General features: G+C 70.0%; 13 protein-coding genes. 8 read left to right on the forward strand and 5 right to left on the reverse strand.

Annotated elements, in window-relative coordinates:
• The first annotated feature begins 1 nt into the window (after position 1).
• Together ASE20_RS00635 and ASE20_RS00640 are read left to right on the forward strand one after the other, a co-directional pair.
• The gene (locus ASE20_RS00635; RefSeq protein WP_056892606.1) at positions 2-2,173 is read left to right on the forward strand and encodes a S9 family peptidase; all 2,172 of its coding nucleotides are present in this window, start codon (positions 2-4) and stop codon (positions 2,171-2,173) included.
• 203 nt (positions 2,174-2,376) lie between these two features.
• Complete coding sequence (locus tag ASE20_RS00640) at positions 2,377-3,354, forward strand: RNA polymerase sigma factor RpoD/SigA (RefSeq protein WP_056892607.1); 978 nt, start codon at positions 2,377-2,379, stop codon at positions 3,352-3,354.
• 48 nt (positions 3,355-3,402) lie between these two features.
• On the opposite strand, the gene ASE20_RS00645 is transcribed toward ASE20_RS00640, so the two are convergent.
• The gene (locus ASE20_RS00645; protein ID WP_056892608.1) at positions 3,403-4,032 is read right to left on the reverse strand and encodes a hypothetical protein; all 630 of its coding nucleotides are present in this window, start codon (positions 4,030-4,032) and stop codon (positions 3,403-3,405) included.
• A 110-nt stretch (positions 4,033-4,142) separates the two neighbouring features.
• On the opposite strand from ASE20_RS00645, the gene ASE20_RS24535 reads away from it, so the two are divergent.
• Positions 4,143-5,168 carry a helix-turn-helix transcriptional regulator gene (locus ASE20_RS24535; protein ID WP_056892609.1) on the forward strand — a complete coding sequence of 342 codons (1,026 nt, stop codon included), beginning with the start codon at positions 4,143-4,145 and terminating at the stop codon, positions 5,166-5,168.
• Here ASE20_RS24535 and coaE read toward each other — a convergent pair.
• Entirely contained in the window at positions 5,156-5,764 is a 609-nt protein-coding gene (gene coaE, locus ASE20_RS00655) for a dephospho-CoA kinase (protein ID WP_056892610.1), read from the reverse strand. The genes ASE20_RS24535 and coaE overlap by 13 nt on opposite strands.
• A gap of 22 nt (positions 5,765-5,786) precedes the next feature.
• On the opposite strand from coaE, the gene ASE20_RS00660 reads away from it, so the two are divergent.
• On the forward strand, positions 5,787-7,064 hold the full coding sequence (locus ASE20_RS00660) for a class I adenylate-forming enzyme family protein (protein WP_164483656.1): 1,278 nt from the start codon (positions 5,787-5,789) through the stop codon (positions 7,062-7,064).
• A 48-nt stretch (positions 7,065-7,112) separates the two neighbouring features.
• Here the strand turns inward: ASE20_RS00660 and ASE20_RS24145 are convergent, their stop codons facing one another.
• From ASE20_RS24145 to ASE20_RS00675, 3 genes are read right to left on the reverse strand one after another with little or no spacing between them, the layout of a single operon-like run.
• Positions 7,113-8,627, reverse strand: a complete 1,515-nt coding sequence (locus ASE20_RS24145) for a caspase family protein (protein ID WP_082612029.1) — start codon at positions 8,625-8,627, stop codon at positions 7,113-7,115.
• Positions 8,628-8,657: 30 nt separating this feature from the next.
• Positions 8,658-11,684, reverse strand: coding sequence for a hypothetical protein (locus ASE20_RS00670; protein ID WP_157538344.1), 3,027 nt, complete (start codon positions 11,682-11,684; stop codon positions 8,658-8,660).
• A 12-nt stretch (positions 11,685-11,696) separates the two neighbouring features.
• A complete protein-coding gene (locus ASE20_RS00675; protein ID WP_157538343.1) occupies positions 11,697-13,925 on the reverse strand; it encodes a hypothetical protein in 2,229 nt (742 codons plus the stop codon).
• Positions 13,926-14,115: 190 nt separating this feature from the next.
• On the opposite strand from ASE20_RS00675, the gene ASE20_RS00680 reads away from it, so the two are divergent.
• The 4 genes from ASE20_RS00680 to ASE20_RS00690 all read left to right on the forward strand — a co-directional run bounded on the left by ASE20_RS00680 (position 14,116) and on the right by ASE20_RS00690 (position 19,862).
• A complete protein-coding gene (locus tag ASE20_RS00680) occupies positions 14,116-14,844 on the forward strand; it encodes a LuxR C-terminal-related transcriptional regulator (RefSeq protein WP_056892613.1) in 729 nt (242 codons plus the stop codon).
• Positions 14,845-15,161: 317 nt separating this feature from the next.
• On the forward strand, positions 15,162-16,889 hold the full coding sequence (locus ASE20_RS00685; RefSeq protein ID WP_056892614.1) for an SIR2 family protein: 1,728 nt from the start codon (positions 15,162-15,164) through the stop codon (positions 16,887-16,889).
• Positions 16,889-17,461: a hypothetical protein gene (locus tag ASE20_RS24540; RefSeq protein ID WP_157538342.1), complete on the forward strand. Its 573-nt coding sequence runs from the start codon at positions 16,889-16,891 to the stop codon at positions 17,459-17,461. The genes ASE20_RS00685 and ASE20_RS24540 overlap by 1 nt, the downstream gene beginning before the upstream one ends.
• Complete coding sequence (locus tag ASE20_RS00690) at positions 17,454-19,862, forward strand: AAA family ATPase (protein WP_056892615.1); 2,409 nt, start codon at positions 17,454-17,456, stop codon at positions 19,860-19,862. The genes ASE20_RS24540 and ASE20_RS00690 overlap by 8 nt, the downstream gene beginning before the upstream one ends.
• Positions 19,863-20,005 lie beyond the last annotated feature (143 nt).

Consider the following 20,005-nt stretch of genomic DNA (forward strand, 5'->3'; position numbering starts at 1 on the left):
CATGTCCGATGTCGAGGTCGTCCAGCCCGTCCCGCCCCGCGCCGACCAGCGTCCGGTCACCACCACGCTCCACGGCCACACCCGCACCGACGAGTACGAGTGGCTGCGCGCGAAGGACGACCCGGAGGTCATCGGCTACCTCGAGGCCGAGAACGAGTACACCCAGGCCCGCACCGCGCACCTGGCCGGTCTGCGTGCCCGGATCTACGACGAGATCAAGGCGCGCACCCTCGAGACCGACCTGTCGGTGCCCACGCGCGTACGCGGGTACTGGTACTACGGACGCTCCTTCGAGGGCCGCCAGTACGGCGCCAGCTGCCGCGTGCCCGTGACGGACCCCGACGACTGGACTCCCCCGCAGCCCGCCGCCGACGCGCGGCCCGACGAGCCCGCACTGCCCGGCGAGGAGACCCTGCTCGACCTCGACGAGCTGGCCGAGGGCCACGAGTTCTTCTCGCTCGGCGGATCGTCGGTGAGCCCGGACGACCGGCTGCTGGCCTACGCGACCGACGTCGTCGGCGACGAGCGCTACACGGTCCGGGTGATCGACCTGGCGACCCGCGAGCTGCACGAGGACGTGCTCACCGACGTGCTCGGCGGCGTGACCTGGGGCGGCTCGTCCGACCACTTCTACTACACGACCGTCGACGACGCCTGGCGTCCCGACAAGGTGTGGCGGCACCACCTCGGCACCGCGCAGGCCGACGACGAGCTGGTCTTCCACGAGCCCGACGGCCGCTACTTCGTCGGCGTCGGCCGCACCCGCAGCCGCCGCTACGTCGTGGTCGCGGCGAGCTCCAAGACGACCTCGGAGTTCCACGTGCTCGACGCGAACGACCCGGCCGCGACGCCGCAGCTGTTCGCCGAGCGGGTCGACGGGGTGGAGTACTCCCTCGAGCACGCGGTGATCGGCGGCCGCGACCACTTCCTGGTGCTGCACAACGCGAACGGACCGGAGTTCGAGCTCGGCCTCGCGCCCGCCGTACCGACTCCGGCGTCGGGGTGGCGCCCCCTGCTCCCCCACGACCTCGCGGTCCGGCTCGAGGACGTCGACGCCTTCGCCGACCACCTCGTCGTGTCGCAGCGCAGCAACGGGACCAGCCAGGTCCGCATCCTCGACCTCGGCGACGACCCGGAGGCGCCGGTCGTCGGCGACCGGCTGGTGGAGTTCCCGGGCGAGCTGGCCACCGTGGGCGCCGGCAGCAACCCCGCCTGGGAGCAGCCGACGATCCGGGTCGGGATGACCAGCCTGAGCCGCCCGTCCGCGGTCTACGACCACGACCTGCGCACCGGCGAGCTGGTGCTGCGCAAGCAGGCGCCCGTGCTCGGTGGCTACGACGCCGACGACTACGAGGAGCACCGCCTCTGGGCGACCTCGACCGGCGGCGTGCAGGTGCCGATCTCGCTCGTCGTGCGCAAGGGCGTGCGCGGCGAGTCCGGGACGGACCCGGTCCCGGTCCACCTCTACGGGTACGGCGCCTACGAGTCCTCGATGGACCCGTACTTCTCCGTCGCCCGGCTCTCGACCCTCGACCGCGGCGCGGCGTTCGCGATCGCGCACATCCGCGGCGGCGGCGAGATGGGCCGGCACTGGTACGACGACGGCAAGCTCGAGCACAAGCAGCACACCTTCGACGACTTCGCCGCCGCGGCCCGCCACCTCGTGGAGACCGGCTGGACCACGCCGGGCCAGATCGTCGGCGAGGGCGCCAGCGCGGGCGGCCTGCTGATCGGGGCCGTCGCCAACCAGGCGCCGGAGGCGTTCGGCGGGTTCGTGGCCGGCGTCCCGTTCGTCGACACGCTCACCACGATGCTCGACGCCACGCTGCCGCTGACCATCCCCGAGTACGACGAGTGGGGCAACCCGTCCGACGACCCGGTCGCCTACGAGCGGATCGCCGGCTACGCGCCCTACGAGAACGTCGCCGACCTGCCCTACCCCCCGATCCTCGCCGAGACCTCGCTCAACGACACCCGGGTGCTCTACGTCGAGCCCGCGAAGTGGGTCGCCCGGCTGCGCGACCGGGCGCCGCGGGCCGACGTGCTGCTGCGGACGGAGATGGCGGCCGGCCACGGCGGCGTGTCCGGGCGCTACCGCGCCTGGGAGGACCGCGCGTTCACGCTCGCGTGGATCCTGGACCGGCTGGGGCTGGCCGACCGCGACCCCGCCTGAGGCTCGATCCATCGGGTCACGAGCCTGAGCGCGTTCCCCCTGAAATTGAGAAGTGCCTGAGATTCCCTCTTTCGGGCAACTTACGGGGAGTGCCGCACGTCATTGCGGATAGAGCAGCACTGAGGACCCGGGAATCCGGGACCGACCCGCGGTGTTGGGAACCATGTGCGGACGCCCCAGCCGCACGATGAAGGAGGGACGCGATGGCCACGGCAACTGCGAACAGGACGCGCAACACCGGTCGGGAGATCGAGGGACGCGACAGCGTCGGCCTCTACCTCGACGAGATCGCGCGCACCCCCTTGCTGGACGCGGCCCGCGAGGTCGAGCTGGCGAAGACGATCGAGGCCGGCCTCTACGCCGAGAACCTCCTCGCCGAGGGCCGCATCGGCCGCCGCAAGGGCGGCGCCCCGAAGCAGGCCACGCAGGACGAGCTGGAGTGGATCGCCGAGGAGGGCCGCAAGGCCACCCAGGAGTTCATCAACGCCAACCTGCGCCTCGTCGTGTCGATCGCGCGCAAGTACGGCCGAGCCCAGATGCCCATGCTGGACCTGATCCAGGAGGGCAACACCGGCCTGATCCGTGCGGTCGAGAAGTTCGACTACGCCAAGGGCTACAAGTTCTCCACCTACGCCACCTGGTGGGTCCGCCAGGCCATCACCCGCGGCATCGCGCAGCAGGCCCGCGTCGTGCGGCTGCCCGTGCACGTCGTCGAGGAGCTCAACCAGGTCGGCGGCGCCCGTCGTACCCTCGAGCGCCAGCTGGGCCGTGACCCCGAGCCCGAGGAGATCGCCGCCGAGCTCGGCATCGAGGTCGACCGCGTCCTCGACCTGATGGCGTGGGGCCGCGAGCACGTCAGCCTCGACACCCCGGTCGACGAGGACGGCGACACCTCGCTCGGCGACCTGATGGCCCAGGAGACCGCGCCCGGCCCGGACCTCACCGTCCTCGACGTCGAGGCCCGCGACCGGCTCAACAGCCTGGTCGACCAGCTCGACGCCCGCGCGGCCGACATCATCCGGTCCCGCTACGGCCTCACCGACGGTCGCCAGCACAAGCTGGCCGACATCGGCGTCAAGCACGGCATCTCCGCCGAGCGGGTGCGCCAGCTCGAGCGGGAGGCGCTGCAGAAGCTGCGCCGCCTGGGCGACCCGGACCTGGCGTCCGGCTCCGCCGCCTGAGACACCCGGCCGCTGCGTCCCCGGCGGCTGCGTCCCCGAAGACCCCCGTCACACCGTGACGGGGGTCTTCGCGTTCTCGCGCGTCCCACTGACCCCGATCGAGATCGCCCACGTGCCGAGCAGGGCGCTGACCGGGAAGAGCGGGTCGAAGGCGTCGGTGAACGCGATCGTCGCCGAGGCCAGCGCGAAGGCCGCGCCGCCGACGGCTCCGAGCGCGGCCGTCACCACGTTGCCGATGCTGCGGGTCAGGCCGCCGACGAGCGCGAGCGCGGCGAAGGCGAGGCCCCAGGCCGCGTCGACCACCGTCTCGTTGACGGCCTGCACCTGCGCGAACAGGTTGGCCCGACCGTCGGCGAGGGCGTCGGCGTTCAGGCCCTCGAGCAGGTGCACCGCCATGCCCAGGATCGCGACGGTCCCCACGACCGTCGCGACCCTGGCGACGGACCGGGTGGCCGCCGTACCCCTGTCGCGGAGGGCAGCGGCTCCGGCGGCGAAGCCGACCGTGCCCAGCAGGAGGAGCGCGTGGGAGGGGTACCAGCTGGTCTGGACCAGCATCTCGTGCAGCTGCTCGGTCTTGGTGCCGCTGCCGCTGTCGCCGGGGTGGGTGGCGCCGCCCGCGATGAAGGCCAGGCCGCCGAGGGCGAGGAGCGCGAAGGGGAGGGTACGTCGGGTGTCCATGCCGCCACGCTGGCCCGGCCGAGCGTGCGCACGCCACGGGGCTGACCCTGGAGGGTGGCTCCAGGGAGAACCCCGTACGCCCGGCCCGCCGCGCGTGCCAGCATGGCGCCGTGACCAGGCCACAGGCACCCAGCGGGGACGTCGCGATCACGCTCGGCGGGGTCGGGGCCGTCGCGGTGCTGGTCGCGCTCGGCGCCGAGCGCGGCTTCTGGGCCTCGAACCTGCACAACGCGGTGCTCGCGGCGAGCTTCACCCTGGTCGGCTCGATCGTGCTCTCCCGGCGGCCCGGCCACGTCGAGGGACGACTGTTCGTGCTGGTCGGGCTCTGCAGCGCCGTCCTCTACTCCGCCCGCCAGGTCGGCCTCTCGTCGTCCTCCCGCGCCGACGCGTGGTGGGGGTGGCTGGGGGTGTGGCCGACCGCGGTGATCATCGGCATGACCACGTGGGTGATCCTCTGCTTCCCCGAGGGGCGGCCGCTGTCCCGGTCGTGGCTGCGCGTCGCGGCCCTGGCGAGCGGGCTGGCCACCGTGAGCGCGCTGCTCTCGGCCCTCTACCCGGTCGAGTACGACGACGCCGGGGTCGGCACGCCGTTCCCCTTCGACCTCGGCGGCCGCGCACTCGCCCAGGACGTGTGGAACGTGCTCGGCCACGGCAGCTACCTGCTGCTCCAGGTGCTGTGGATCGTCGGCCTGGTCGCGCGCTGGCGTGCCTCGGACTCGGCGGTACGCCGTCAGCTCGCGCTCCTGCTCGCCACCGTGGTCGGGGTGTCGGTCGTGCTCGTCGCCGGGCTGGCGACCGCGGGCTCACCGACACCGGGGCTGATCGCGCTCGGCGTCGTACCCGTGGTGGCGGGGTGGCTGCTGGACCGGCTGAGCCTGGCGCACGTCGTCGAGATCGAGACCGCGGCCGGGCGCCTGCCGGAGCTGTCCGCGCGGGAGAACGAGGTCCTGGAGCTGATGGCGCAGGGACTGTCGAACGCCGCGATCGCCGAGCGCCTGCACCTGAGCGTGAAGACGGTCGAGCCGGCGATCAGCTCGATCTTCCGCAAGCTCGGCCTCCACGAGGAGCCCGCCAGCAACCGCCGCGTGCTCGCGGTGGTGCAGTACTGGTCGCGACCCGCCCGTCAGCCGGACTGACGCGCCAGGGCCTGCTGGACCAGCTCGTCGTAGACCTCGTGGACGCGGGCACGCAGGTCCTCGCGCGTCCCGGTGTTCTCGATCAGGTACGTCGCCACCTGCCGCCGCTGGTCACGGGTGGCCTGGGCGGCGATCCGCGCGCGCCCGTCCTCCTCGGTCCAGCCGCGGTCGCGCACCATCCGCTCGACCTGCAGCTCCTCAGGCGCGTCGACGACGATCACCGCGTCGAACTCCCCCGCCCGGCCGGACTCCACGAGCAGCGGGATGTCGTGGACCACGATGCCGTCGGTGGGCGCGGAGGCCTCGAGCTCGGCGTACCGCTCGAAGACGAGGGGGTGCACGATCGCCTCGAGCATGCGGCGCAGCGTCTCGTCGTTGAAGACCAGGGCGCCCATCCTCGGGCGGTCCAGCTCGCCGTCGGCCGTCAGGACGTCGGGGCCGAAGGCCTCGACGACCGCCGCCAGTCCCGGCGTACCCTTCGCGACGACCTCGCGGGCGAGCTGGTCGGCGTCGATCACGACCGCCCCCAGCTCCCGCAGGATCGAGGACACGGTGCTCTTGCCGGAGGCGATGCCCCCGGTCAGTCCGACGCGCATGGGGTGACCCTACTGTGGCTCCGTGGCTCACCCGACGGACCTCCCGACGGACCTCCCTGCGCTGGTCGCGGGCGACCGCGTGGCGCTGCTGGTGCCGGGGTCGCACGCGTACGTCGAGGGCGTCTGGCGGCTGCTCACCGCCGGGATCTTCCCGATCCCGCTGGACCCGCGGCTGACCGCCTCCGAGCGGACGCGGATCCTCTCCGGGCTCTCCCCGTCGCTGGTCGTGACGACCGCTGCTGAGCTCGCGGCCCTTCTCGACTCCCTGCCGGAGCCGGGGTTGCCGCTGGGGCGGCCGATGCACTGCACGAGCGGGACGACCGGCGTACCGAAGGGGGTGTTCTCGGGTCTGCTCTCCCCTGCCGATGCGACGGCACTGTGGGCCGAGGAGCAGTCCCTGTGGGGCTTCACCTCCTCCGACGTGAACCTGGTCCTGAGCCCGCTCTACCACTCCGCTCCCCTGCGCTTCGGCCTCGGCACCCTGCTCGCCGGTGGCCGTCTGGTCATCCCCGGCCCGTTCGACCCCGCCGCTGTCACCGCGGCGATCGCGTCCGAGCGCCCGACGACGATGTTCTGCGTCCCCACCCACCTGCAGCGCCTCTTCGCCCACTGGGACGAGGTCGGCGTCCCCGACCTCTCCTCCTTCCGCCTCGTCGCCCACGCCGGCGCGCCGTGCCCCGTTGAGGTGAAGCGACGACTGATCGAGCTGTTCCCACCCGGGTCGACGTGGGAGTTCTACGGCTCCACCGAGGGCCAGTTCACCGCCTGCCGCTCCGAGGAGTGGCTCACCCGCCCGGGGACCGTCGGCCGCGCCCGGCCCGGCCGCTCGATGTCGGTCGACCCCGACGGGACGCTGTGGTGCTCGGTGCCGCCCTTCGCCTCGTTCACCTACTCCGGCGCGCCGGAGAAGACGGCTGCTGCCTGGCGGGACCTGCCCGACGGAGGTCGGGCGTTCTCGGTCGGCGACCTCGGCCGCATCGACGCCGAGGGGTACGTCCACCTCGACGGGCGGCGGGAGGACCTGGTCATCAGCGGTGGGGTGAACGTCTACCCGACCGAGGTGGAGCAGGTGCTCGGCGAGTGCCCGGGCGTGGTGGAGGTCGCCGTGTTCGGCGTACCGGATGCGGAGTGGGGGCAGCGGGTCTGCGCCGCGGTCGTCGGGACTGCCACTGAGGCGGAGCTGGACGCGTACGCGCGGGCGAACCTGGCACCGCCGAAGCGGCCCAAGTCCTGGTCGTTCGTCGACGCGTTGCCGCGGACGTTGACGGGCAAGGTCCTGCGTCGAGAGCTCGGCACGTAGAGGCGCGGCAGCGCGCCCGGACCGCGGGGGTCCGGGCGCGCGCGGCTCTCAGCCCCAGCCGCTGTCGCCCCAGCCCCCGTCGGAGCCCCCGTCGGAGCCCCCGTCGGAGCCCCCGTCGGTCTCGCCACCGCCCTCGGCACCACCCGACTCGGAACCCCAACCGCCGTCCGAGCCCCCGTCGGTCTCGCCACCGCCGTCGGAACCGCCCGACTCCGAGCCCCAACCACCGTCCGAGCCCCCGTCGGTCTCGCCACCGCCGTCGGAGCCACCCGACTCCGAGCCCCAACCACCGTCGGAGCCGTTGGAGCCCCAGCCGTCATCCGTGCCGTCCGAGCCGCCGTCCGACCCGCCGTCGCCGCCGTAGCCGCCCGACCCGTCGTAGCCGCCCGACCCGTCGTAGCCGCCCGAGCCCGAGCCGTTCGACCCCGATCCGTTGTCCCACGAGCCGCCGGATCCCGCGTCGGAGGGCGAGCGCTCGAGGGCCTGCCAGGTGAGCGTGCCGACGATGCCGTCGGTGCTCAGCCCGCGACTGAGCTGGAAGGCCTTGACCGCCTGCGTCGTCTTCGGCCCGAACTGGCCGTCGGCGGCGAGGGTGTAGCCGTGGACGGTCAGGCGCTGCTGCAGGTAGACGACGTCCGGCCCGTAGGAGCCCTGCTGGAGCTGCGGCCGGGCGGTCGGCGTGGCGCCACCCGAGCCGCCGGCACCCTCGATCGAGAACGGACGCTGGGCCTGGAAGCCCGAGACGTCGCCGAGCGTGTAGAAGTTCGGCGTCTGGTCGGCGGGCATCCGGCTGACGATCGCGGCGTGGAAGGCCCGGTAGTCGCCGTTGAAGCGGCCCTGGTTCCAGACCGCCAGCAGCGCGGTGGTGAAGGCGCCGTTGATCGTGCCGTCGAACGACAGCTGGTTGTCCTGGCACCCGGACAGCAGGATCACCGAGGCCGCCGGATCGGGGTTGCGCGCGCCCCTGGTCAGGGTCTGCGCGAGCTCGTAGACACCGCGACGACGCCGCACGTCGGCCATCGCGATCGAGGGCGGCATCGCCCGCGGACGGGCTTCCTCGACCTTGACCCCGGCAGGCCACATCTCCTTGCCGAGCGGGTTCCTCGCGATCGCGTGACGCGTGGCGAGGTTGACCACGGAACGGGCGACGGTGCCGCTGTGGCAGCTGTCGCTGACGATGAGCACCCGCACGCCGGCGGGGAACTGCAGGTACATCTGGTTGAGCTCGTCGTCGCAGACCTGCCGGTCGTAGAGGACCCAGGTCTCGTCCTGGCCGTCGCCCTCGTCCCCGTTGGAGTCGGGCACCTGGCCGCCGTGGCCGGAGTAGGAGATCAGGGCGATGTCACCCGCACGGCAGGTGCTGGCGAGGGTGCCGATCGCGGACAGCACGGCGGCCGAGGTGGCCTCCCCGTCGATCATGCGCTTGGTGCGGAAGCCTGCCGCCGAGGCGACCTGCATCATCGAGTTGGCGTCGTTGATGCAGCCTCCCAACGTGGAGTCCCAACCGGGGTACGCGGCGGGGTCGCAGTGGTTCAGGCCGATGTGTAGTGAGTAGCCGGGCATCCCGGTCTCCTTTCAGGGTGGTCTTCTGGCTCATGGATGGGTGGTGGGTGCGGCGACCGGGATCACCGCCCCCTGCCTGCGGAGCGACCACGTGACCGGGTCGCTCGATGTCCTCGTGCCGTCGGCGGCCACGAGAGTGCAGACGTAGGTGAGGGCCGGGTCGGCGACGTACGCCGTCAGCGGCAGCTGGTAGCGCCGCGCCCCCTGCCGGGTGGTGGCCGTCAGTACCAGCGGAGCCGCGTCGGGCCGACCCAGGAAGGTCGTCGCGATCTCCAGCGCGGTGTCCTGGGAGAGGCTCCCGGTCAGGACGAGGACCACCTCGACCTCGAGGTCCTCGATGTAGACCCGGACCTCCTCGAGGGTCTCCCGGCTCGACTCGACCACCGTGACGACGTCGTACTCGCCGTCCTCGGGGCGCGCCGCGGCGACGGTGCGTGACTCACCGGGGGCGAGGACCGCGTCGACGGGGACCTCCGCGCCGCCGGGTGCCCGCAGCCGCGTGGCGGCGACGCGGGACCCGATCCGGTTGGTGAGCTCGACGCGTGCGCCGTCGCGGCGCAGCGTGACGGGACCGCCGTCGTACGGTCCGGTCACCTGGCTCAGGCCCAGCCGGACGGCGCTGGCGACGACCTGCCCGTCGGGGAGCGTCAGGGTCGCGCTGCCGCTGAGCCCGGTCGTCTCCAGCATGGTCCTGACGACCAGGAAGTCGGAGACGTCGAGGGTGAGCACGATCGTGAACCCGGTCGCGGTCGGCACGCACTGCACGTCGCCGTGGCCGGGTACGGCCAGGTTGACCACCTGCGCGACACCGGCCGCCCACGGCAGGTCGAGGGTCACCTGCGGGCTGCGGCTGCGGAGCTCCTCGACGATCGCCCTGCGGACGCCGGGCGCGACGTCCGCCTCGACGGTCGCCGCGAGCACGGCGCGCAGCGCGGCCGTCTCGGTGTCCAGCACGGAGGTCAGCAGCAGCTGCGGGTGGAAGGCCCGGTCGCCGGCATCCGGGGCGAACCGGCCGACGAGGTAGCGGTCCGGGACGAGCAGGAAGTGCCCGGGGCGGGTCAGCGAGCGCAGCACGGTGGCGTGCCCCTCGGCGGCGGCCACCTCGATCGGCTCGTAGGTGCGGAACGGGGCCTGGCCGAGCTTGAGCACGTCCTGGCAGCCGATCGCCTCGGGGTCCTCCCCCGGCACGATCCGTCGGTAGGCGGCGCCGTGGTCACCGCACGGCACCAGCACCGGCACCGAGCTCGCGGCCTGGAAGTGCGCCCACTCGTAGCGCTCCTGGTAGAGCTCGGCGAGCAGCGCGGCGTTCATGTGCAGCCGCGGCTCCACCGTGAGTCCCGCCTTGGCGAGCGTCTTCACCTGGTTGACCGCGATGCCGACGTCCCACCGCGGCGGGAAGGGCTCCGGCTCGACGGGCACGACCGTGCGGGGCGGACGGACCGCGCGGATCACCGGCGGGCGGAGGACGGCGAGCCGCTCGACGGGCGGCTTGAGGACGACGGCGATCTTGTCGGGCTGGGCGATCGGGAACGATCCCGTCTCACGCCGCCACCCGCCGTACGACGTCGTGACCAGGATCCGCGCGGGCTCGGCCTGGAACCCGGGGGTCGACAGGGCGCCGTACGCCATCCGGGCCCACTGGTCGGAGAGCCGGAAGACCGCGACCAGGGTGCCGCCGTCGGCGCCGAAGTCGGCGCTGGGCGTGATGCTCTCGGCCGGGTGGTGCTGGACCTGGAGGCGTCCGTCCTCGTCGCGGAACGGGACGCCCAGCTGGACGCCGAGGTCCTCGCTGCTGACCGGTCGCACCGTCGGGCTGCCGGCCGCCTCCCAGGCGGCACGCACGTCGTCGGGCATCCGGGACGCGAGGGTCAGGCGGATCGTCGCCTCGAGGCCCTCGGACCCGTCGAGACCGTGGCCGGAGGGCGTGACGTCGAACAGGAAGGGCCCACCCTCGGCCGGCTGCGCCGGGTCGGGCAGCACCAGCGTGAGCTCCGGGACGTACCAGTGGGTCGAAGCGTCGAAGCGGTCCGGCCAGAAGGCCGGTCCGCCGGTCTCCACGACCGGCCCCGGTGACTGCGGCGGATCGGTCGGGAAGATCGCGAGCGTCACCGCGTCGGCCACGGCCAGCTGGGTGTCGAGGCGCACCGCGGCCGGGCTGACCGACGGCCTGAGCTCGCCGCCGGCCGCCAGCACCACCGGCTGGACGCGGTCGACCGACTGGAGCATCACCAGTCGGTCGCGCCCACCGGCCCTGGCGCGCGGGAGCGCCCGGTTGGGCAGGAGCCCGTTGACCTTGCCGCCGTCCGCGGTCACGAGGCTGAGGTACGACGACGGTGCGACCTGCGCGTCGGCGAGCAGCTCGCCGATCGGCCGCTCCACCGTCAGCACCTCGCCGGGCGCGCCCGGGAGGGTGACCATCGCGGTCACCTCCATGTCGCCGGGGCGCCGGTCGGCCAGCCTGTGGCGCCCGGGCTCGGCGTCCACCGCGGCCAGCACGCCGACCGCCCGTCGTACGACGATGTCGGCGACGGCCTCGCAGCCGGCCAGGGTGCCGGGGAGCTCGACGAGCTCGAGGGCGCCTCCCGCGACCAGCTCGCCGAGGTGGCGGGCCAGGTCGGCGACGCGCAGGGTGCGCGCGGCGCCGATGTGCGCGTCGAGGACGTCCCAGAGCCGGCCGAGGTGGAGCCGGACCCGTCGGGTCACGCCGGGTCCGGCGCCGGTCATCGCCTCGGCGCGGACCATCGGTCCACCGCTGCGCTCGACCAGGCTCTGCAGGAGACCACCGGCGGCGGCGCCCTCGACGGTGAACGACAGCGACACCTGGCCGAAGGGACCGCTGCCCTCGCCCCGGGCGGGGCCGGACGGCAGCAGCACCGAGGCCCGCGTCCGTTCGATCGTCGCGTCCGGGGCCGTGGCCACGAGGTCGAGGCCGACGACCGCGTGGGTCACGAGGTCGCGAAGTCGCTCACCGGGGCCGGGCGGGTGCGCCAGGACGACGGATGCGGAGCACACCGGTCGTCCTGCGCTGTCCCGCCCGAGCCCGAGCTCGAGGGACACCACACACCGCCTTCAGAGCTGGTAGCTGAGGAAGGTGGTCGGCTGCTTCGCCGGCGGACCGTCCTTGCTGCCGTCGGCGCTCGCGCCGTTCGCCGCCGCGGGAGCCGCCTCGGCGGGCTTCGACGGGCTCGCCGGCGCGGAACCGCTGGGCGGGAGGGCGCGGAGCTTGGCGATCCGCGGCTCGGGGATCGCCCGCGACTTCGTGACGACACCCTCGCCGTCGGGCCGCGGCACGCTGATCACGAGCGGACCGTTGCCCTGGGTCGGCGTCCACGGTCCCTCCCACGCGCGGCCGGGCTCGAACAGCGTGCCCTTCACCGTCACCGACACCTTGTAGCGGTAGTACGGCTTGAAGGTGGGGTCGCCGGTGAACACCGTCCAGATCCGGTCCTTGTCGTAGTCGCCCTCGTTCCACCGGAAGCGCACGGGCGGGATGCCGAGCGGCGTACCGTCCTCCTTGGTGGCCTCGAAAACGGCCTCCACGACCTGGGTGTTGTCGGTCAGGACGACGCCCAGCTGCACCGGGCCGACGGCCAGCTTGCCCGCCGAGTCGGCCCGGACCTCGAGGATCGTCTCCTTGAGCGGCGTGCCGTTGGGCCCGGGGTCGATGTCGATGACGTTCTGCTGGATCTGGGTACGCCGGTAGGGGTCGACCACCTCGCTGCGCGGCTCGGCCAGGTGCACCTTGCGCTTGATGAAGGTCTTGTCGGGCTCCCAGTTCTCGGGCGGAGAGGTCACCGAACCGGCGGGCTTCTGGACCCGTGCCCACTTGTAGGTGCCGTCGTTGCCCTCGTCACCGGAGAACGCGTGGCCCTGCCAGTTGATCGCGCCGTCGTCGCCGGGGTAGCCGATCTCGACGGACATGAACTCCACGTCGCCGTCCTCCCAGGCCGCCACCGGACGCACCACGCGGTTGAGCTTGCGCGGCCAGTCGTCCAGGTCGACGTTGAGGAAGTACTTGCGCTCGGCCTCGGGGTCGGCCTTGATCTCGTCGTACATCCCCGCCAGGGAGCTGGACACGGTGTGGTCCTGCAGGTAGGCGAACTGCTGCGTCTCCTCGTAGTGGAGGTCGAGGTGGGTCTCGTCGCGGCGGTACTTCAGCGCGACGCCCACCCCCCACAGGCCCCAGCCGCCGGTGTCCGCCTTGGCGGCCTCGACCTGCGGCGCCGGCGGGTCGAAGATCATCTTCTGCGCCTGCTCCATGAACTTGTTGAAGACGAGGTCGGACTTCTGCTGCAGCCGCTGCGCGATCGCGTCGGCGCCCGGCAGCGTGGTGTCGACCTTGACGTCGGTCGTGATCGTGCCGTTGGTGCGCATGTTGTTGAACTCGGCCTGCAGGTCGACCTTCGCCCACAGGTAGCGTCCCGACGCGGCGGCCGAGAAGTGCTCGAAGATGCGGTCCCAGTGGCCGTCGATGGTGATCTTGACGACCGGCGACCAGACCTTGAGCTTGTAGTTCTGGATGACGATCAGCGGCGAGGCCGTGCCATGGAAGGCCTCCCACAGGATCGCCGCCGGGTAGACGCCGACGAGCCCCGAGAAGGCGTGCGTGCCGGTGGGGTCGATCGACCCGGTCCCCTGGCCCTGCATGTCCCAGTACCAGGGGTCCAGGTTGGAGCTGCCCGCCGCCGGGACCGCCGGGGCCGCAGCGCCCGGAGCCGGCGGCTCGCCGTCGCGGACCACCCGCGGGGAGCGTGCTCCCGAGCGAGCGCCCGGCAGGCCGAAGTACGCCGTGCGCGACCCCTTGCCCCGGCTGGCCGGCCGCATCGCGGGGAAGCCGCGCGGCGTCGGCGAGACGTTGGAGACCGCCGTGGTCGACGACGCGATGATCGCGGGCCGGAACATCGGCGGCTTGCGCGCGCCGCGGATCCCCCAGAAGGCGTCGTCGCTGTCGGCGAACTGGGCCGTGATCTGGGCCTCGGCCTGCTGGCGGGTCGACTCGGGCAGGGCGCCGGTGGTCGAGAACGTGAGCACGCCGCCGGCGACGTCACCGCCTCCACCGACGACTCCCTCGCCGCCGGTGCCGGCGAAGCGGACCAGGTTGAAGAGGTAGTCGCCCTTGTCGGGACCCTCCTTGCGGGCCATCCGCACCTGGTTGGGGATGTAGTAGAAGACGGGCGCCTCACCCTGGGCGATCAGCTCACGGTTCATGACGTCCGGCAGGTAGAGGACGGCGTACCCGTCCTTGACGATGGGCTGGGTGCCGCCTGCGTAGGTGGGTCCCATTGCCTGTACAGCCATTGCTGACCTCCGGGAGACGAGTGGAGGCGATGCTCGAGTCGCTATCGCCGCTACGACCATGGCGATCAGCGCCTCCCCGCCGCTATCGGCCGACGGGTCCGAACGGGATCCAGGAGGGATCCAGACCGCGTGGATCCACGAGCCCGGGAATTCGATGTATCTGGGTGCACCCTCGCCGACTCCTCGGTGCATGGACGCTCTGCTGACGCAGGAGCGGCATCTCGGTCCCCCCACCGGCACCGCGTGCGCTCCGATCCGGGTCTACGTCATCTCCCCCGTGCGGATCTACCGCGACGGCCTGGTCCAGGTGCTGGGCCGCCGGTCGGAGTTCACCGTCTCGGGGGCCGCCGACACCTTCGAGGCCGCCCTTCCCGTCGTACGACGACTCGAGGTGGACGTCGCGCTCTACGACCTGCGCTGCCCCTCCGGCCTCGCCGGCCTGCGCCGTCTCGCCGAGGCACCCCAGGTCAGCATCGTCGGCCTCGGGGTCGAGGAGACGGTCGAGTCCGTCCTCGCCTGCGCCGAGGCCGGCATTGCCGGCTACGTCACCGACGCCGCCTCCCTCGACGAGCTCGCCGCCCGCGTCTCCGACGCCGCCCGGGGCGAGCTCAACTGCCCACCCCACATCGCGGCGAGCCTGCTGCGCCGCCTCGCCGCCCACGGCTCCCGCCAGGACACCCCGCACGCCGGCCTGGGACTCACCTCCCGCGAGCTCGAGGTCGCCGCCCTGCTCCAGCAGGGCCTCTCGAACCGCCAGATCGCCCACCGCCTCACCATCCAGCTCGCGACCGTGAAGAACCACGTCCACAGCATCCTGCGCAAGCTCGAGACCCCGACGCGAAGCGACGCCGCGGCGGTCCTGCGCTCCTGCAGCCCGGGTCCCACGAGCCTTGCGCCTGCTGCGCGCTGGCCCGGGTGAGGTGAGTCGACGGGACGGGCTGTAGGCCATCGCTCCGGCTCGTGCCCGTCCCCGAAAGCCGACTAGCACTCCCCCACCCAGGCAACTCACTGGCTCTCGAGGTACGTCCTACCGCCCAGAATGCCCCACCCGCGCGCCGGGACGAACTGGGGGTCCCGTCGCCCCGCTTTCAAATACGCGACGCATGGACCGTGAGGGCATGGCAGCATGACCTGCGAACGCTGGCGTGCCAACTCTCCGCGCAGAGCGAAGCGAAAACCGATTGCAATTGGACGGAGCGCCTGGTGACGGCTGAACCTGTTAGGACGGTACCGGCCATGCTGGAACGGTTCGATACTGTCTTCGCCGAGTTCGCCGTTGCCTTTAATGAGGGCCAATACGTTCTGTGGCTCGGTTCGGGCATTTCTCGCGAGAGGGTACCAAATGTCTACGAACTCCTTGAGCGCGTCACCGAGCACCTCCGTTCGAATATCATTGCTCAGGATCCAAATTGTGCGTATCGCTCCGCGCTCAACGAGGTGTTACAGCTCGCTAACCTTCGGCGCGAAGAGCTAGAGACCCTTGACTTTTCGGTTGCGATAGAGGCGTGGCCGCTTCGGGATCGCATCGTCTCAGCACTTGTCACAAACTACTCACGTGTTCTTGATGTGCTCGTGGGCGACGAAAACCCCGACGACTATCTAATTTGGACGGGTCTCGATGTCCCGAACACGTATGGATCGCCGGATCTTGAGCCCGATGTGGAACATTACTGCGTTGCGATCCTCATGCTCGAGGGGCTGGTCGCTTCGGCAGTCACCGCAAACTGGGACGGGCTGCTCGAGAAGGCGTTGGACGAGCTTACGCCGGCGTCCGCTTCGCTGGTGCGGGTGGCTGTCAAGCCGGACGATTTCCGTATCGCCGGGCCACGTATCGACGTCATCAAGTTCCACGGCTGCGCGGTGCTTGCCCGATACGGAGATGCCGGATACCGGGCACTGCTCGTTGGGCGCGAATCACAAATCTCTGGCTGGACCGAGCAGCCAGAGAATCGATCCATGCGTAAGCACCTCGAATTGCTGTACACGGACCGGTTGACCTTGATGGTTGGCCTGTCGGCACAGGACGCGAACCTGCACACCGTGTTCGCAGCCGCGATCCAGGACTTAGCTCGGCCCTGGCCGGCGTCACCGCCCGCAGTTGTACTGAGCGAAGAGCGCCTAGAGTCGTATCACCGCAACCTCCTCAGGCTAACCTACGGATCGAATCATCAGGGAAATGCGGGCGCCATCGCACAGTCCGCTCTGCTGGGCGCGTACGGCAAGCCAACCCTTCTTGCTCTTGTCCTTTCGTCGCTCACCGATAAGTTGAGTTTCCTGATTGAGCATGCATTGGGCGTGACCGCAGACTCCTATGAAGTGGGGAAGCTGCGAGCCGACCTCATCACCATGCGCAACTCAGCAGCCAGCCATGCTGACCCGGAAGATCCGGATGCCCTTGAGCACTTGGCGATTATGGAATTCCAGCGCGCCTATTTCGCGCGCGTCATCGACGTGACGAATTTGGCCCTGACGATTTTCCGTACCGGTCGCACGCCCCTCGCGGGTGGACCGTCTTACGAACCCCTGTCAGACCGACCTATCACTCAAGCGGTCCACGGCGCGGATTTCCCTGCAATGCAGTTCGGACGCTTCGGCGTGGCGCTGGCGTTGATCGGTCGCGGACTGGCTTCGGGACACTGGTCCGTCGTGCCTGGCGATAGCAAGGCGCCTGGTGGCGGTGTCGTCCGTCTGGTCACGGCCCAACGCGACGCGCGGGTGTTCTTTGTCAAGGACGCCACGACGCTGACGAACCTTGAGTTGGACGGTTCGTTCGACGACAGCGATGGAGATGTGCTGATCGTTGTCGCTGATGAAGAGCCGCCCGCGTTGACTCGGTCACCGAAGCCCCGCTTTGGTCGTGACGGAAAGGCCAGCGCGGGACGGTTCAACGTCGGGTCGAGCATTGCCGACACAAAATCAGCCGACGGCCTGTTTGAGGCTTTCAAACTTGCAGGAGGATTCTGATGGCGAGCGTTCATGCAGTAGTCACCGTTCTCGAAGACGCCGGTTTTGAACGTCTCCCGAAACCGTTGACGATCGCCGGCACCGAGTTCGACTTCGAGGCAGCAGTTCGCGGCACCGACACGTCCCATGACCTGGTCCTGGTCGCCACCGACGAAGTTCCCCGCATACGTCTACAACGCCTCATGGCGGGTTTGGCTCGGTCCCTTGACCTAGCCGCATCGCGCCGACCCATGAGTCTCGTGCTCATCGGTGGAATCGCCGCCTCAGACCGGACCGAGTTGGAGCGCTATGCCCGCGTCCTTCCGATCCGATCCACAACACCTGGCTCTGCGGAGATTGAGGAAGCGGTCGCGGTCCTGCTGCCGCTCAAACTGCCGAACGCGGACCTGGTCCACGGAAGTGATCCTGTCAACGAAGTGATGGCGGCGCTAGGTCCCGTTAAGGCAACACGTGACCACTTCGCGCTCATCCAAACGGCAGCAGACGGACCCGAGGCGGTGCGGGAAGCCTTGCGCCAATATGCCAACGATGGGGCAGGTTGGACCGACGCGCCAGGGGCCGGCGATGAGTGATTTCCCCATTCGTCGCCTGACCGTCTCCGACTTCCGTCGTATCGAAGGCACTCGTGAACTGCCGTTCGATGCCCCCGTGGTTCTCATCCACGGCCCGAACGGCACGGGCAAGACCAGCGTCCTGTCCGCACTTGAGCTCGCATTGACGGGCGGTATTCGAAGCATGGAACGACAGTCTGACCGCTACCGAGCACACCTGCCCTTCTTTGGGCAGCCGTACGCAACCGTTCGAGCCGACGTCGCCGACTACCTGCAGGCGGGGTCCCCGGGAGTCCCCTTGACCGTCAACGGGGCGCGGTTGGAGGGCGCGCCGGCGCTCAATGACGAGGCCGCGACCTTCTACAGCGAAAGGTGCTATTTGGATCAGACATCCCTGGGCCGCCTACTCGACCTCTACCAGGCCCGCGCCGGAAATGAACAGACGGCGCTTGAGAAGTTCGTGAACGAACTCCTCGGACTTGAGAAGCTCGATGCACTTCGCGACGGGCTGAGCGATGCAAACGACCTGAGGCTCCTGAAGAAGCTCGCCGTCGGCGTTGATGAAGCTGACCGTGAATCGAAGACAGCGACGGCCCAACTCAAAGAACAGAGCGCTCTGCGGGGCGAGATCCGAAAGGACGTCGCGAGAGCGCGGGCTGCAATCCGGGATGCCATCGCAGGACTCCGCCCCGGACCGACTGATGACATGACTGATGGAGACCTTCTCGGGTTCGTCCGGTCACTCAGCGACGGCGCCATCCGTGCCGAATCTGCCCGCGCGGCGACAGTCCACCAGGAACTCATTGCCTTGGGCGGTCGCATCTCGGCACTTGCAGAGCGTCCGACCACGCAACGAATCCAGGCGGCTCGCGTTGCGCTGGCGGCTGCGACCACCGCCAAGGAGGCTTGGGAGAACACGGACGGTGCCAAGGTCCGGGCATGGGAAGAGGAAGCGGAGGGCGCCGGGGCCGACCTACGCAGCGAACCTCAAATAGCTGTCGAACGCGCCAAGAATCTGGCCCTCCAGGAGCTAGACAACATCTCCAACATTCGGACGCAGGTCGAAACGGTCACTGCTCAACTCGAGGCCGACCGGACTGAGTTGGCGCGGCTTCAGGCCCGACTCACAGATGCCCACGAACATTCAAGTGCTCTCGTCGAAAGCCTGGCTGCGCTCCGCACTGTTATCGACGGCAACAACGTGTGCCCAGTCTGTGATCGCGACTTCACCGGAGCGAGCGCCGATAGCCTTCTCGCGCACATCGACACAAAGCTGGCGCAACTCACGACTCACGGTCAAGAACTCGTCAACCTTCGTAACGAGCGCGACCAACTAGCTGCAAGGATCGCACGGGGCGACGTTGTGTACGCACAACTCACAGCTCGGATCGTGGCGCCCGACCAGCAGTCGGCCATCGCGCAGCAGCACGCGACTCTCGCCAAGCTCACCGCACAGCTCAGTGAAATCGAAGTCGCCAGGTCCAACGGCGCAGACCTCACCCGACGCGTGCACGACCTCCGGCAGTCGATCGAGAACCTTGAATCGGCGTCTAGCGAAGAGCACCACATCAGCAGCGAGCTCGTCCGATACGCTTCGCTTCTTAACACCAGCGTTTCCTCGTTCGACTCGTTCCAGGCGCTGTCGGCCAATCTCCTCGAGCGGGCTAAAGCCGAGGTTGCTCGTCTTACCGACACCGCCAACCAGCATCTGATAGCCAAGGAGACTGCATCTCGCCTCAGCGCCGCCCTTGAGCGGGAATCCGCCGTTGTTCAGCGTGTGGCCGACCTTGCCGAACACAAGAAACAATGGGACGACCGGATAGCAGAGGCAAGGCGCCGCCAAGGGGTAGCTAAGGAAGTCTACGAAGCCGCAACACAAGCGCGTACCACCATCGTCCATCGTGTCTTCACCGAGTCCCTAAACGACGTTTGGAAGGCGGTGTTCACCAGGCTCGCTCCTAACGAAGGGTTCATCCCAAGCTTCGGTATCCCCACCGCAACCAAGAAGACGTTCGACATCGAGTTGGAGACCACCCACCGGGACGGTAGAGCTAGCGGCCCACCACAGATGATGCTGTCCGCGGGCAACCTGAACACGGCTGCGCTGTCCCTATTTCTTGCACTCCACCTCGCCGTTGACCCCATCGTGCCTTGCCTAGTCTTTGACGACCCCGTGCAGGCCATGGACGAGGTGCACGTCGCACAGTTCGCGGGCCTCATCCGCCTCCTTGCGAAACAGAACGGCCGTCAAGTCGTCATCGCGGTCCATGAACGCGAGCTGTTCGACTACTTGGCCCTCGAGCTGAGCCCGGCTTACGACGGGGACGAGCTCATCACCATAGAACTTGGCGAACGCGCGACCGAGGAAGATCGAGGCATCACTCGCCACGCCTGGGCGCCGGACCCTGCTATAGCCAACTAACAGTCACCTGGTTCGCCGCCAAGCGCGCCGGCGCCCCAATGGGCAAACTGTCCGCCGGAGCGAGCTGGCCGCCGTCGACGACTGTTGCGCGCGCTGCGGGCGCGTCTCCGTTCGCCTGCAGCGCGCACGTGCGTTACACCGCC

Source organism: Nocardioides sp. Root240 (assembly GCF_001428825.1).
Taxonomy (GTDB): domain Bacteria; phylum Actinomycetota; class Actinomycetes; order Propionibacteriales; family Nocardioidaceae; genus Nocardioides.